The sequence below is a fragment of the Staphylococcus sp. TCBT05 genome (assembly GCF_055179755.1).
In genome coordinates this window covers 1,103,013-1,118,175 of record NZ_JBUQDQ010000038.1, presented here as the reverse complement: position 1 = coordinate 1,118,175, position 15,163 = coordinate 1,103,013, and the positions used below count along the sequence as shown (strand labels likewise).

Sequence of the window (15,163 nt, the reverse complement as noted above, 5' to 3'; positions counted from 1 at the left end):
TTTTAAATTAAAAATGACGCAAAAAAACGTCTGTCTCTATAAAAAGACAGACGTTTTTGAGTGTCTAGTTTTTTATAGAGGGTATCAGCTAGGAACCTCTTTGTATTCATTTATGCCGTGATATAGAATAATATATTTACGTTGTAAAATCAAGGTGATATTTGTGATAATAGGGTTAATATCATATTATAGAATATCTATTAAAAAGAGGTGAACGCATGATACTAATGATTGATAATAAAGATTCATTCACATACAACATTGTAGATTATATTAAGCAAATCTACAAAGATGGTGTTTGTGTTATTGATGTTACAGCGTTGTCGATTGAGAAGATACAACAAATTCAACCAAAAGGCATTGTGATTTCTCCGGGGCCGGGAACACCTGAGGATTATCCAATACTAACGGAAGTAATGGACGAATTTGCACAACAAGTGCCAATTTTAGGAGTGTGTTTGGGATTTCAACATATTATTACATACTATGGTGGCGACATTGTTAAAAGTTATCGCCCAATTCATGGTCATACGACAGTTATTGAGCATACTGGCGAAGGTATATTTAAGGACTTACCACAGTCATTTAAAGTAATGCGATATCATTCATTGATGGCACAACAAGATACAATGCCATCGCAATTAAAGGTTACTGCACGTAATGATGAAGCAATTATTATGGCAATTGAACATCAAAGCCTCCCTATATACGGCGTACAATACCATCCGGAATCCATATTAAGTGAATTTGGCATTGAACAATTGAAATTATTTATAGAAATTATGGTGACAAAACATGCAAATCCAGTTTAATTATCGCTATTTAAAGGATGAAATAGAACATGAAACACATCAGTATAACTTTACAAATAGTATTGAGCAAAGGCTTGCCTATCAATTGCAAGATGTAGGTGACGTGGTTAACTTTGCAGAGACTAAGCAAAAAATGGGGTATTATGTCGCATTATATTTATCATATGAAGCGGCAAGCTATTTTAATCCAGAAATGGCAACCGTCTCAATTTCTGAATGTAACCTTTATGCTGCGGCCTATGTTTTTGAAAGCTATGATATGACAGAACCTCCGAAATATGAAGGGCATAGTCAACGATGCAATTTTCAATTTCAATTAAGTCATACGACGATGATGGATCATATAAAGTCAGTTCAACAGGCAATAATTGAGGGGAATACGTATCAAGTAAATTACACAACACGTTTAATAGATGATATTCATTATCCGATTGCGGCATTATATGAAATATTATTAAAAGGAAATAATGGCTTTTATTCTGCTTTAATCGATACATCAGAACTGAAAGTGGCATCAATATCACCTGAATTATTCTTTCAGAGGGGGCCATTTAAAGACGATGAGGATGTTATCGTCAGTAAACCGATGAAGGGGACCATAGCGAGAGGTCGGACGCCTGAAGAAGATCGTCGAAATTTAGAAACATTGCGTCATTCAGCAAAGGATAAAGCTGAAAATGTAATGATAGTAGATTTATTACGTAATGATATAGGTAGAATTGCACAATCAGGATCAGTTCATGTCTATCAACTTTTTAATATAGAAGCATACACGACCGTTTATCAGATGACGACAATGGTGACGGGTAAAGTCAATCACACAATGTCACTAGTCAATGTATTAAAGGCACTATTTCCATGTGGCTCTATAACTGGAGCGCCCAAGCTAAATACGATGAAATATATCAAAGCATTAGAACAAACACCGCGTTATATTTATTGTGGCTCAATAGGTTTACTCTTACCGAATGGCAAGTCTATCTTTAATGTGCCTATTAGAACCATTCAATATATCAATGGTAAAGCGGTATATGGCGTTGGTGCTGGGATTACAATTGATTCAAATCCAGAATTAGAAATTCAAGAATTTAAAGATAAGACGCGTATATTGGAGAGATTATAATGCAATTATTTGAAACAATGAAGTTAGAGAATGGAACAGTAAACAGGTTGAATTATCATATTAAAAGAATGCGTAGTGCATGTGAAAATCTCGATATTAAATTTCAACAACAAACATTTGAGGATATTATCAAAGAAGTTAGTTCAACTTATCATTATGGGACGTTCCGCTTAAAGGTCTTGGTTGATGAGCAAGGACAGATGGAACATGTCGTAGCTGATTTACCAAGTAAAAGTTATTTTACGGCACGACTAGTACAATTGAAATGGCCAACTAACAGAGATCAAGTCATTTATAAGACAACGCATCGCGACCATTTGGCACACGATCATACGACAGATTTGATATTATTATATGATGCATCTGGCAAGTTATTAGAATTTGATATCGGTAATGTCATGATAAAGGAAGATGATCAATATTATACGCCGGAGTATAATGGGGATTTCTTGAAAGGTTGTATGCGAGAGGAACTCATTGAAGAAGGTAAATTAATAGAGCGAGATTATTCGATAGACGTGTTCAAGGATAAATTGATTCGTGGAGAGATTGAGGTTTTTCTGATAAATAGTTTAAGAGAGGTTGCCGAGGTTAGGTTTTATCTTTAAAATAAAGCTTAAGTACAACAGTGATACTTTATTACAAAGTAAATGACGATAAAATAATCGTTTCCACAATGAACTTTAAGTAATAACTTAGATTAATATGTCGTTGAGTAGGTACAGTTTAAATAAAAATAATGAGTTAGTGAGGCAAGATGGATGATATGGATTTGGGCAGTAGCGATTATCATTTTAGCGATGTTAACAAAGTTATGGACGAATCAATTATTAAAGCAACACGCGGTTATACGTGCGCAAATCATAGTTACTATATCTTGTATTGTCCAAATTATCTTTATTTACTTTTTTATGATTGAACTTATACATCACTTAGTTCAAGGATTGCGTGTATTCTACCATTAAGCAAGGTAACTATTTATGAGGTGAATTTATGAAGATTTATAGCCAGGGAGATCAGGCAATTGTGGTCTCTATAGAAAAAGAAGTCTCAAGAGATTTAACAGAAGATTTATTGGCGTTAAAGTCTTATTTATCAAGCAAAAACTTTTCTTTTATTACAGAAATTGTTCCAACAGAATCAGACATGATGATTTGTTATGATGCAAGAGACATGATTAAACATCATAATATTCGCTCGCCATTTCTGTATATGAAAGCATTGTTACAATCCATACAACTAGAAATTACACATGTCGATGAAGCGGCACCAGCTATAGAAATCCCTGTCATTTATGGTGGGCAATATGGTCCAGACTTAGAAGCTTTATTAAAATACTATAAATTAACAATGGATAAATTTGTTAAATTACATACGAAGCCTAATTACTTTGTGTCAATGATGGGCTACACGCCTGGTTTTCCTTATTTAACAGGTATGGAAAAACGTTTGTTTGTCAATCATACCGGTGATGAAAAGACCTTTATTCCTGCAGGATCAGTTATTATTGAAGGTAAAAAGTGTGGCATAACAACAACGGATACTTATGGTGACTGGTTGGTTGTTGGTTATACTCCGGTTGAGCTATTTAATCCTAACAAAGTTGATTTTGCTAAATTAAAGTTAGGAGATAATGTGCAATTTAAACCTGTTACAGAACAAGAACTTGACTTAGGAGGCTTTAAACCATGTCAATTATAATTGAAGATGCGGGGCTATTTTCAAGCTTTCAAGATTTTGGACGTCAAGGATATGAACATAATGGTGTTATACCTGGTGGCGCATTAGATCCATTAGCACATGAAATTGCAAATAGGCTCGTCGCAAATGATAAACGTGAAGCAACATTAGAAATGACTAATAATATGGCACGTATCCGCTTTACCGAACCAACACTTATTGCTTTAAGTGGTGGGAATTTTAAAGCTGCAACAGAGCATATGAAGGTATTGCCTAATAAATTATATTTAATGGAAAAAGGGGATGTACTTGCTTTTACGGAAACAAAGCGAACGTCTCGTGTCTATTTAGCAATCGGTGGCGGTTTTGAATTAGACGAATGGCTTGGTTCTACGTCTACAGACTTTAAATCTCAAATTGGTGGTTTTCATGGTCGCAAATTAAAAAAAGGCGACGAGATAAATATGAAACGTGATTATACAGAACGTCATCATAAACTATTTGAAAATCTTGAAGAACGCCGAGAAACAGACTGGGGTATAGATGGCTATGCATTATCATTTAACTATATGTCAGATGTAATTCATGTCATCAAAAATAAAGGTACAGAAGACTTTAAAAAGAATGCACTGAATCGTTTCACACTTGGTGAATATAAGGTCTCAAGTAAGGCAAATAGAGTTGGCATGCTCGTTGAAGGACCGTCTGTAAAAGCATATTATGAGGATATGCCAGCACATCAATCTGTCCAACGAGGCACAATTCAAGTAAAGCGTGACGGTACACCGATTATCCTACTCAATGATCATTATACGTTAGGGAGTTACCCCCAACTAGGAACAATTGCGAGCTATCATTTAACTAAATTAGGACAAAAACATCAAGGTACTAAATTAAAATTCCAATTTATAGATGTTGAAACTGCTGAGAAAAATCTTGTGAAATATTCTAACTGGCTAAACCAATTATTTCATGGCATTGAGTATAGAATGCAATTAGAAATGCTGAAATAGCAAAAAAAAGTGGAATTATATAACAATATGATATTCTTATCATGTTGCGTGCAGATATAGTTTGTACTCATTAATAATAATTGAGATAATACGAAAAGAAATCACGTTTGCTTTAACGTGATTTCTTTCGTTTTTAGTTTGAATTGACGGATGATTGTTTGATATTATTAAAAAAATATAAGAAATTAATACATATTATAATTGTTTCTTATTTTATATATAGGACTATAGTCTGATTAATATATCAGAGATAGTGCGTATAATTAAAACGTATCTTGTTCCTTAATAGATTGTTAATATGTCGTTAATAAGTCCTTAATAAAAGGATTTTTATAAGTTTATTCACCTCAAAAAGTGTGTTTTTACTTGAAATTTGACTTGAATTGCTTTATATTAATTAATTGAACTGTATGCGTTTTGTTACAGTTGTATTACAAAAATAGGCAGAATGTAAATCTTGCCTTTACATAATTAAATTTGATAGCAAATTATTAATATTATGTGTTGGTACAATTGATAACTATGATATGCATATTGATATTAAAAACAATGAATTGAACTCAAATTTTAAATTAAAAAGAAGTAAAATCGCCAACATAACTGATGTGTTTCTTAATGACTTTAAAGCCTGAAGGATTGTATTTTTGCAAATAACGATTTAATGAATTACTAAGCAATATGATTATCGCAAACAGGACATCATTACAGTAACTTTGCCAATTTTTTCTAGGTATGGATAATAACCAGCCTATATTAATTTATAACGGGGGAAACAAACATGAGTTTACACAAAAAGAAATTGACTCTTTTTGCGTTTTTTATACTGACGGTGATTACTGTCACGTTGAAGACGTATTTTTCATATTATGTTGATTTTTCTTTAGGTGTTAAAGGATTAGTTCAAAACTTAATCTTATTAATGAATCCATACAGTTTAGTGGCTTTAATTTTAAGTGTCTTCTTATTCTTTAAAGGTAAGAAAGCTTTTTGGTTTATCTTTATTGGAGGCTTTATCTTAAGTTTCCTATTGTATGCTAACGTTGTGTATTTCAGATTCTTCTCTGACTTCTTAACGTTCAGTACGTTAAATCAAGTGGGTAACGTCGATTCGATGGGTGGAGCAGTAACAGCTTCATTTAAATGGTACGATTTCATTTATTTCCTTGATACGATTATTTACTTATTTATTTTAATCTTTAAACAAAAATGGATTGATAAACGCGTATTTAGCAAAAAATTTGTTCCAGTCATAATGGCAGCATCAGTCGCGTTATTCTTCTTAAACTTAGCATTTGCAGAATCTGATCGTCCACAATTGTTAACACGTACATTTGACCATAAATATTTAGTTAAATATTTAGGACCATATAACTTCACAGTGTATGATGGCGTAAAAACAATTCAAAACAAACAGCAAAAAGCGCTTGCAAACGAAGATGATTTAACAAAAGTGTTAAATTATACAAAGCAAAAGCAAGTCGAACCAAATAAAGAATATTTTGGTGCAGCTAAGAAGAAAAACATTATCAAAATTCACTTAGAAAGTTTCCAAACTTTCTTAATTAATAAAAAGGTTAACGGACAAGAGGTAACACCATTCTTAAATAAACTGTCAACTGGTAAAGAAGGATATAGATATTATCCAAACTTCTTCCATCAAACTGGCCAAGGTAAAACATCTGACGCTGAGTTTACAATGGATAACAGTTTATATGGTCTACCACAAGGGTCAGCTTATTCATTGAAAGGTGATAATACCTTCCAATCATTACCAGCTATCCTTGATCAACAACAAGGTTATACATCAAGCGTTATGCATGGTGACTACAAAACTTTCTGGAACCGTGATCAAGTGTACAAACACTTTGGTATCGATAAGTTCTATGATGCAACATACTTCGATATGTCACCAGATAATATCGAAAACCTTGGACTTAAAGATAAAGAGTTCTTTAAAGAATCAACTGATTACTTAGCAAAAGAAAAAGAACCATTCTATACACATTTAATTACATTAACAAACCACTATCCATTTACGTTGTCATCTGAAGATGCAACAATAGATAGACCAAATACGGGTGATTCTACAGTTGATGGTTATATTCAAACTGCGAGATACTTAGATGAATCATTAGAACAATTTGTTAATGAATTGAAGAAAAAAGGTCTATATGACGATTCAGTTATCATGATCTATGGTGACCATTACGGTATCTCAGAAAACCATAATAAAGCCATGGAAAAACTATTAGGTGAAGACATTACTCCAGCTAAATTTACAGACTTAAACCGTACAGGTTTATGGTTGAAGATTCCTGGTAAAGAAGGTACAGTCGATAAGACATATGCTGGTCAAGTCGATGTAATGCCTACAATCTTACACTTAATGGGTATTGATACTAAGAATTACTTGATGATGGGTACAGACTTATTATCTAAAGATCATAATGATACAGTACCATTCAGAAATGGTGACTTTATTACTAAAGACTATAAATATGTTAATGGTAGAATTTATGATAATAAGACAAATGAGCCTGTAACAAAAACACCGAAAGACTTTGAAAAACGTAAACAACAAGCTGAAAAAGACTTAGAAATGAGTGACAATGTCTTAAACGGTGACTTATTCAGATTCTATAAGAACCCTGATTTCGATAAAATAAATCCTTCTAAATATGAATATAAAACAGGTCCAAAAGGACAAGAAAAAAATTAGAAGAGACTTAACTATAATGTGAAAATAATAATAAATAGCAAGAAGGTAACGCTCGATGAAACAGAGCGTTACCTTCTTTTTTGTATTAAAAAACCTTACGCTATGCGCATCGTACAGTGTGGTTTTACCGCTGTATTAAAAAATTGTATATCTAGTGCAAATACTCTAACTTCACAAGCGTTATGTTGCCTTATTTGTGCATACATGAGGAATCTATATATAAAACAAAAAAGCGTTTAATGACGATATGATATAAATGAACAATAAGTCACTAGGTATGATATGAGATTGATGCTTAATCATCGCAAACAATATTACCGTAATGTCATCATTTATAAATCATATGCTAAACGCTTTGTTGTAAATCAGATATTAATAAGTAATGCTATCGTCCTTATCCAAGTGCAACGTCAAGAATCATCATTATGGTGAATCCTAACATTAGACTGAGTGTGGCAAGGTCGGTGTTATTACTAGCTTGTGAATCTGGGATTAATTCTTCAACAACAACAAATATCATCGCACCTGCAGCAAATGCCAATGCATACGGTAACATAGGTGTAATGACTAATACTGCAGCTGCACCAATTGTAGCAAATATTGGCTCTACAATTGCTGATGCTTGTCCATAGTTGAAAGCCTTCCATCGAGATGCCCCCGCTGCTCGAATAGGCATAGATAGTGCTGCCCCTTCAGGTATATTCTGTATACCTATACCTATAGCTAAACTTAATGCCCCTAATAATGTCGCTTGACCATTACCCGAAACAATACCACCGAAAGCAACACCAATTGAGAGGCCTTCGGGTATATTGTGTAACGTGATTGCTAAGACTAGTAAAGTATTCTTGTTGAGTTTCTTAGTGCCAACACCTTCATGGAACTGATTCTCATCGGATGTATTGGGATGGATATGAGGTATAACTAAATCTAAGGCACGAATAAATAGCCCACCCAATAAAAATCCGATAGCAGCTGGTAACCATGCAAATGAGGAGTCCTTACCATAATCGATGGCAGGTTGTAATAAAGACCAAAAACTTGCAGCAATCATAATCCCTGCGGCGAAACCCTGCATTGAGTTTAAAATCTTATCATTTACACGTTTAAATATGAATACGGCTGCAGCTCCTAGTGCTGTTAATAGCCAAGTGATAATTCCAGCTATTAGTGCTTGGATATAAGGAGGTAATGCTTGGAAAAATTCCGTCATAAGCTTGTCTCCTTTGTATCATTTGAACCCAAAAAGGTGTATAATGTATGGAACTGAAATTAATTTTAACAGAATTAACTATATTTATCGATATTTAAAAAGGATGTTGGATTATGGAAGCTTACAAAATAGAACATTTACATAAATCCTATGCCGATAAAGTTATCTTTGATGATTTACAACTCTCGATATCCAATGGTGAAAAAATTGGTCTCGTAGGTATTAATGGTACTGGAAAGAGTACTTTATTAAAGGTAATAGCAGGTATAGACGAAGATTACGATGCAGAAATCACGCATCCCAACTCCTATCGCATCCGTTATTCTTCTCAAAAGCAAGAATTTGATGAAGATTTAACTGTTTTTGAGGCAGTATTAACTTCGGAGACAAAGACACTACAAGTCATACGTGATTATGAGTTTGCTGTGAATCAATATAGTGCAGAACAAACTGATGCACATTTTCAGAAAATGATGCAAGCTCAAGAAGCAATGGATGCCAATCAAGCTTGGGATTACAGTTCTGAAATCAAGACAATATTATCTAAGCTAGGCATTAATGATACGACGAAGCCTGTAAATCAATTATCAGGAGGCCAACAAAAGCGTGTCGGCCTCGCTAAAACATTAATCGAGCAACCTGATTTACTATTATTAGATGAACCTACCAACCATTTAGATTTTGAATCTATAAATTGGTTAATAAACTATGTGAAACAATATCCTCATACTGTTTTGTTTGTAACGCATGATCGTTATTTTCTAAATGAAGTTTCGTCCAGAATCATTGAATTAACACAAGGAAAATTAAAAACGTATCCAGGGAATTATGAGGCATATATTGAGCAAAGAGCTGAGAACGAAATCATTGAGCAAAAGCAACAAGCTAAGCAACGCTCACTGTATAAACAAGAATTAGCATGGATGCGTGCGGGAGTTAAGGCACGAACTACCAAACAACAAGCAAGGAAGAATAGATTTAGTGATTTAGAACAAGAAGTAAAGCAACAACAGCAACAAGATCAAGCTTCGCTCAACTTAGCGTATTCACGTTTAGGCAAGCAAGTGTTTGAATTAGAACAATTAACAAAACGTATTCCAGATAGAACATTGTTTGCAGATATTACGCAAATTATACAAAATGGTCAACAAATCGGTATTGTCGGACCTAACGGTGTCGGTAAAACAACGTTATTGAATATTTTAAGTGGTGAAGATAGTGCATTTGAAGGGACCTTAAAGGTTGGACAAACCGTCAAAGTCGCATACTTTAAACAGACAGAAGAGCGTTTAGACAGAGATATTCGTATGATTGACTATCTTAGAGAAGAAAGTGAAGTTGCAAAGGAAAAAGATGGCACATCAGTGTCAATTACGCAACTATTAGAGCGATTTTTATTCCCGAGTGCCACACATGGAAAGAAAGTCTATAAACTTTCTGGAGGAGAACAGAAACGTTTGTATTTATTGAAATTATTAGTACATCAACCGAACGTCCTATTACTCGACGAACCAACCAATGATTTAGATACTGAGACGTTAACGATATTAGAATCATATATCGATACATTTGGTGGTACAGTAATTACCGTCAGTCACGATAGATATTTCTTAAATAAAGTTGCTAAAGAGTTTTGGTATATTCATGATGGTATAATGGAGCGTATTATTGGTTCATTTGACGATTATGAAGCTTATAAAAAAGAACAAGATAAACAACGGGAAATAGAAAAACAACAACAAAAAGTGAAACCTCAGCCTACTCAAAAAAGGAAAAAAGGTTTGAGCTATAAAGAAAAACAAGAATACGAATTAATTATCGAGCGCATAGAAACGACTGAACAAAGGCTAGAAGAGATAGAAGAAGAAATGATAAATGCAAGTTCAGACTACGCAAAGATTAAAGCATTAAGTGAAGAGCAACAAGAACTAAATCAAACTTATGAAGATGATATTGCTAGATGGAGTGAACTTGAAGAACTAAAAGAACAATGAGGGATCTTATAACATGGAATCAACTTTATCGCATTATTTTGGTTATGACACGTTTCGTCCTGGCCAAAAGGAAATAATTTCAAAAGTAATGGATCAACGTAATGTATTAGGGGTGTTACCAACTGGTGGTGGTAAATCGATTTGTTATCAAGTGCCAGGTTTAATGCTAGGTGGTACGACAATTGTCATTAGTCCATTAATTTCATTAATGAAGGACCAAGTCGATCAATTGAAGGCTGCTGGTATTCGCGCAGCATATTTAAACAGTAGTTTAACGCAGAAAGAACAAAAGGCGATTGAAGCGCAATTGAAAAATGGTGACATACAGTTTCTTTATGTTGCTCCAGAACGTTTTAATAATGATTATTTTATGGCGTTATTACAACGTCTACCTATCCATTTAGTAGCATTTGATGAAGCACACTGTATTTCTAAATGGGGGCATGATTTTAGACCAAGTTATCAAGAAGTGATTCATAAGGTATTTGCTTTACCACAAGACTTTACAATTGTAGCTTTGACTGCAACTGCCACGACTGAAGTGCAAAAAGATATCATGGAAAGACTAAATATTAATAAACACGATGAAGTTAAAACAAGTACGAAACGTCGTAATTTAGTCTTTCAAGTCAACCCAACTTATCAACGCCAAAAATTTGTACTTGAATATGTGAAATCACATGCAAATGAAGCTGGCATTGTTTATTGTTCTACGCGTAAACAGGTTGAAGAGTTGCAAGAAGCATTAGAAGATCATGAAATCAGCAGTACGATTTATCATGCAGGGTTATCTAACAAAGACAGAGAAGCTGCGCAAAATGATTTCGTCTATGATCGTGTGCGTGTAGTAATTGCAACGAATGCATTTGGTATGGGGATTGATAAGTCGAATGTGCGTTTTGTGATACATTATAATATGCCAGGTGATTTAGAGTCATATTATCAAGAGGCAGGTCGTGCTGGCCGTGATGGTCTGAAAAGTGATTGTATCTTACTCTTTAGTGAACGCGATATCGGTTTGCATCAGTACTTTATTTCTGCTTCAAAAGCAGATGATGATTACAAAGATAAAATGGGTGAAAAACTAACAAAGATGATTCTTTATACAAAAACGAAGAAGTGTTTGGAAGCAACGTTAGTCCATTACTTTGAACCAAATGAAAAGCTAGAAGAGTGTGAGCAATGTAGTAATTGTACGCGAGAGAACAAGACGTATGACATGACTAATGAAGCAAAAATGATTGTAAGTTGTATCGCGAGAATGAAACAAAAAGAAAGCTATAGTGTTATTATTCAAGTTCTACGAGGTGAAGATACTGATTATATCCGTTATTGTGAATATAATAAATTATCTACACACGGCATAATGAAGCAATATACAACCTCAGATCTTAGTCATTTAATCGATGAACTTAGATTTAAGGGATATTTAAACGAACACGATGAAATTTTGACGTGTGATAATTCAGTCAAACAATTGTTGACGGATGAAGTGACAATCTTTACAACTCCATTTAAACGTAAATCGAAAGAAATTGTGAATATCAATACCGTCGAAGGTGTTGATCGTGCATTATTTGATGAATTGATTGCAGTCCGTAAGAAATTGAGTGAAGATTTGGATATTGCGCCGGTAAGTATTTTCTCAGATTATACCTTAGAAGAATTTGCAAAAAGAAAGCCAGAATCTAAACAAGATATGATCTCTATTGATGGTGTAGGAAGTTATAAATTAAAGCATTACTGTCCAATGTTCTTAGAGACTATTCAATCTTATAAAGCACAAATTTAAATTGACTATGCGGAAAATGCATATGTAGTGTTGATAACCATTGTACAACAATGGGCAATTTATAAATTATCTCAAAGTTAATTTTAACAACATGTCGAAATAAGTCTTGTATAGGCATTATTTTGATTGGTTATTAAAATTAACTTTATTTTTTGAGTATTAAATAGATTTTGTGGTATTTAATTTTGTAAGTGTGTATTTTTTTTGGATAAATTAATGATATTTACATATACATTTAATTAAAAGGGAATACGGACACTACAATTAATTGTATATTAGTGTATATAAAAGACTGAAGGTGACAATGTGATAGAATTTAAAGATGTTGTAAAGAAATATGGGGATAAGACGGCGGTCGATCATGTAAGTTTTAATATTAAAGAAGGAGAGTTTTTTGTCTTAATTGGTCCATCAGGTTGTGGCAAAACGACTACTCTGAAAATGATTAATCGATTGATTGCTCTAACTGAAGGTTATATTTACTTTAAAGACAAACCAATAAGTGACTATCCTGTATATGAGATGCGCTGGGATATTGGTTATGTGTTACAGCAGATTGCACTGTTTCCACATATGACAATTAAAGAAAATATTGCCCAAGTACCACAGATGAAGAAGTGGAAAGAGCAAGATATTGAAACGCGAATCGATGAATTATTAAATATGGTTGGTTTAGATCCCACTGTATACAAAGAACGTAAACCTGATGAATTATCTGGTGGGCAACGACAACGTGTTGGGGTAGTAAGGGCGCTTGCTGCAGATCCACCCGTTATACTCATGGATGAGCCATTTAGTGCATTAGATCCGATTAGCAGAGAAAAACTACAAGATGATTTAATTCAACTCCAACAACAAATTAAGAAGACGATTGTTTTTGTCACACATGATATTGAAGAAGCAATGAAATTAGGTGACAGAATATGTTTATTGAATGAAGGTCAAATTGAACAAATTGATACACCAGAGGGATTTGCTACAAGACCTAATAATGCATTTGTAGAACAATTTTTAGGCAATAAGGTACAACGCTCATTAAATGATGTGAAATTATCAGAGTTAACAGAACAGTTAACATTAATTAATGAGTCACAGGAAGTGCAGACGTATCCATTAGTAGACAGTGGTCAATTGGTCAAGGATGTATATTCGCATTTTGTTACACATGATGCAGTAATCATAGATGATAAAGCTAATGCCCAACGCTATTTGATGTACAGACAAGATGTGTTTAAATTGTTCGCTGAAGCGAAAGGAGTGTCTTAGATGACTGAAATATTACAGACACTTTCAGATAGACGCGGTCAACTACTGACGACGATATTTGAACATATACAAATTTCATTTATTGCATTACTTATTGCGGCGTTAATTGGAGTACCCTTAGGTATTTTATTAACAAAAACTAAAAAACTATCTGAAATTGTTATGAATATCGCTGCGATACTCCAGACTATTCCATCATTAGCACTATTAGGATTAATGATTCCATTGTTTGGTATTGGTAAAGTGCCAGCCGTTATCGCACTTGTAGTTTATGCCTTACTACCTATTCTAAGAAATACATATACAGGTATAGCAGAAGTAGATCCTTCTCTTGTAGAAGCGGCAAAGGGTATTGGTATGAAACCAGGACGTAGACTAACAAAGGTCGAGTTACCTATTGCAATGCCAGTAATAATGGCTGGTATTAGAACTGCTATGGTATTGATTATTGGTACCGCTACGCTTGCTGCACTTATTGGAGCAGGGGGATTAGGGGATTTAATTCTATTAGGTATTGATAGAAATGATAGTTCACTTATTCTTATTGGTGCAATACCTGCTGCGTTGTTAGCGATATTATTTGATTTAGCCTTACGTTATATGCAAGGTTTATCATACAAAAAATTGATTATTTCATTAACAATTATCGTAATTGTATTATTATTAGTTATTATCGCACCTTTATTAGCTCAGAAGGGTGAAAAAGTAACGTTAGCTGGTAAATTAGGATCAGAACCATCAGTTATTACGAATATGTATAAGATATTGATAGAAAAAGAGACTGACGATACGGTAGAAGTTAAAGATGGCATGGGTAAGACATCATTCTTATTTAATGCCTTAAAGTCTGACGATATCGATGGTTATTTAGAATTTACTGGCACTGTGCTTGGAGAATTAACGAAAGAAGACTTAAAATCAAAACAAGAAGATAAAGTTTATCAACAAGCTAAAGATAGCTTAGAGAAAAAATACGATATGACCATGCTGAAACCTATGAAATACAATAATACTTATGCCTTAGCGGTTAAACGAGACTTTGCTAAAAAGCATAATATTAAAACAATTGGTGATTTAAATAAAGTAAGTGATCAAATTAAGCCAGGTTTTACATTGGAATTTAATGATCGTTCAGATGGTTACCCTGCAGTAAAAAAAGCATATCATTTAGACATATCTAAGCCGAAGACAATGGAGCCTAAATTACGTTATCAAGCAATCAAAAGTGGTGACATTAATTTAATAGATGCCTATTCAACGGACGCGGAATTAAAGCAATATGATATGGTTGTATTAAAAGATGATAAACATGTATTCCCACCATATCAAGGTGCACCGATGTTTAAAGAAAAGTACCTTAAAGAACATCCTGAAATTAAAAAACCATTAAATCAATTAGCTAATAAAATTTCTGATGAAGACATGCAACAAATGAATTATGATGTAACCGTGAAGAAAAAGGACCCATATCAAGTTGCAAAGGATTATTTGGAACGCGAACACATTTTAAAATAAATTGGAATAATAAGAGAGTTTTTTATGTATTTTACA

At 33.6% G+C, this 15,163-nt stretch carries 12 protein-coding genes; 11 read left to right on the top strand and 1 reads right to left on the bottom strand.

Going from position 1 to position 15,163, the window contains the following annotated elements; genetic code table 11:
- Positions 1–218 precede the first annotated feature (218 nt).
- The 7 genes from ACY191_RS12430 to ltaS all read left to right on the top strand — a co-directional run bounded on the left by ACY191_RS12430 (position 219) and on the right by ltaS (position 7,347).
- Positions 219–812: an anthranilate synthase component II gene (locus tag ACY191_RS12430; RefSeq protein WP_229366988.1), complete on the top strand. Its 594-nt coding sequence runs from the start codon at positions 219–221 to the stop codon at positions 810–812.
- Positions 796–1,935, top strand: a complete 1,140-nt coding sequence (locus ACY191_RS12425; RefSeq protein ID WP_229366989.1) for a chorismate-binding protein — start codon at positions 796–798, stop codon at positions 1,933–1,935. Before ACY191_RS12430 ends, ACY191_RS12425 begins: the two co-directional genes overlap by 17 nt.
- On the top strand, positions 1,935–2,543 hold the full coding sequence (locus tag ACY191_RS12420) for an aminotransferase class IV (RefSeq protein WP_229366990.1): 609 nt from the start codon (positions 1,935–1,937) through the stop codon (positions 2,541–2,543). The genes ACY191_RS12425 and ACY191_RS12420 overlap by 1 nt, the downstream gene beginning before the upstream one ends.
- Before the next feature lie 153 nt (positions 2,544–2,696).
- Positions 2,697–2,900 carry a hypothetical protein gene (locus ACY191_RS12415; RefSeq protein ID WP_042738187.1) on the top strand — a complete coding sequence of 68 codons (204 nt, stop codon included), beginning with the start codon at positions 2,697–2,699 and terminating at the stop codon, positions 2,898–2,900.
- Between the two features lie 28 nt (positions 2,901–2,928).
- On the top strand, positions 2,929–3,636 hold the full coding sequence (locus tag ACY191_RS12410) for a 5-oxoprolinase subunit B family protein (RefSeq protein WP_042738188.1): 708 nt from the start codon (positions 2,929–2,931) through the stop codon (positions 3,634–3,636).
- A complete protein-coding gene (locus ACY191_RS12405; RefSeq protein WP_042738189.1) occupies positions 3,624–4,628 on the top strand; it encodes a 5-oxoprolinase subunit C family protein in 1,005 nt (334 codons plus the stop codon). Before ACY191_RS12410 ends, ACY191_RS12405 begins: the two co-directional genes overlap by 13 nt.
- Before the next feature lie 778 nt (positions 4,629–5,406).
- Entirely contained in the window at positions 5,407–7,347 is a 1,941-nt protein-coding gene (gene ltaS / locus ACY191_RS12400) for a polyglycerol-phosphate lipoteichoic acid synthase LtaS (RefSeq protein ID WP_042738190.1), read from the top strand.
- Positions 7,348–7,741: 394 nt separating this feature from the next.
- Here the strand turns inward: ltaS and ACY191_RS12395 are convergent, their stop codons facing one another.
- Entirely contained in the window at positions 7,742–8,560 is an 819-nt protein-coding gene (locus ACY191_RS12395) for a ZIP family metal transporter (RefSeq protein WP_042738191.1), read from the bottom strand.
- Positions 8,561–8,673: 113 nt separating this feature from the next.
- Here ACY191_RS12395 and ACY191_RS12390 point away from each other — a divergent pair, with 113 nt between their 5' ends.
- From ACY191_RS12390 to ACY191_RS12375, 4 genes are all read left to right on the top strand, one after another.
- Positions 8,674–10,554: an ABC-F family ATP-binding cassette domain-containing protein gene (locus ACY191_RS12390; protein ID WP_107526561.1), complete on the top strand. Its 1,881-nt coding sequence runs from the start codon at positions 8,674–8,676 to the stop codon at positions 10,552–10,554.
- Positions 10,555–10,567: 13 nt separating this feature from the next.
- Entirely contained in the window at positions 10,568–12,346 is a 1,779-nt protein-coding gene (gene recQ, locus ACY191_RS12385) for a DNA helicase RecQ (RefSeq protein WP_042738193.1), read from the top strand.
- 306 nt (positions 12,347–12,652) lie between these two features.
- On the top strand, positions 12,653–13,612 hold the full coding sequence (locus tag ACY191_RS12380) for an ABC transporter ATP-binding protein (protein ID WP_229366991.1): 960 nt from the start codon (positions 12,653–12,655) through the stop codon (positions 13,610–13,612).
- A complete protein-coding gene (locus ACY191_RS12375; RefSeq protein WP_042738195.1) occupies positions 13,613–15,127 on the top strand; it encodes an ABC transporter permease/substrate-binding protein in 1,515 nt (504 codons plus the stop codon).
- The last annotated feature ends 36 nt before the right edge of the window (positions 15,128–15,163 follow it).

Bases quoted from the DNA above. Each gene is read 5' to 3' on its own strand.
- ACY191_RS12430 (WP_229366988.1), top strand. From the start codon at position 219: ATGATACTAATGATTGATAATAAAGATTCATTCACATACAACATTGTA.
- ACY191_RS12425 (WP_229366989.1), top strand. From the start codon at position 796: ATGCAAATCCAGTTTAATTATCGCTATTTAAAGGATGAAATAGAACAT.
- ACY191_RS12420 (WP_229366990.1), top strand. From the start codon at position 1,935: ATGCAATTATTTGAAACAATGAAGTTAGAGAATGGAACAGTAAACAGG.
- ACY191_RS12415 (WP_042738187.1), top strand. From the start codon at position 2,697: ATGATATGGATTTGGGCAGTAGCGATTATCATTTTAGCGATGTTAACA.
- ACY191_RS12410 (WP_042738188.1), top strand. From the start codon at position 2,929: ATGAAGATTTATAGCCAGGGAGATCAGGCAATTGTGGTCTCTATAGAA.
- ACY191_RS12405 (WP_042738189.1), top strand. From the start codon at position 3,624: ATGTCAATTATAATTGAAGATGCGGGGCTATTTTCAAGCTTTCAAGAT.
- ltaS (WP_042738190.1), top strand. From the start codon at position 5,407: ATGAGTTTACACAAAAAGAAATTGACTCTTTTTGCGTTTTTTATACTG.
- ACY191_RS12395 (WP_042738191.1), bottom strand. From the start codon at position 8,560: ATGACGGAATTTTTCCAAGCATTACCTCCTTATATCCAAGCACTAATA.
- ACY191_RS12390 (WP_107526561.1), top strand. From the start codon at position 8,674: ATGGAAGCTTACAAAATAGAACATTTACATAAATCCTATGCCGATAAA.
- recQ (WP_042738193.1), top strand. From the start codon at position 10,568: ATGGAATCAACTTTATCGCATTATTTTGGTTATGACACGTTTCGTCCT.
- ACY191_RS12375 (WP_042738195.1), top strand. From the start codon at position 13,613: ATGACTGAAATATTACAGACACTTTCAGATAGACGCGGTCAACTACTG.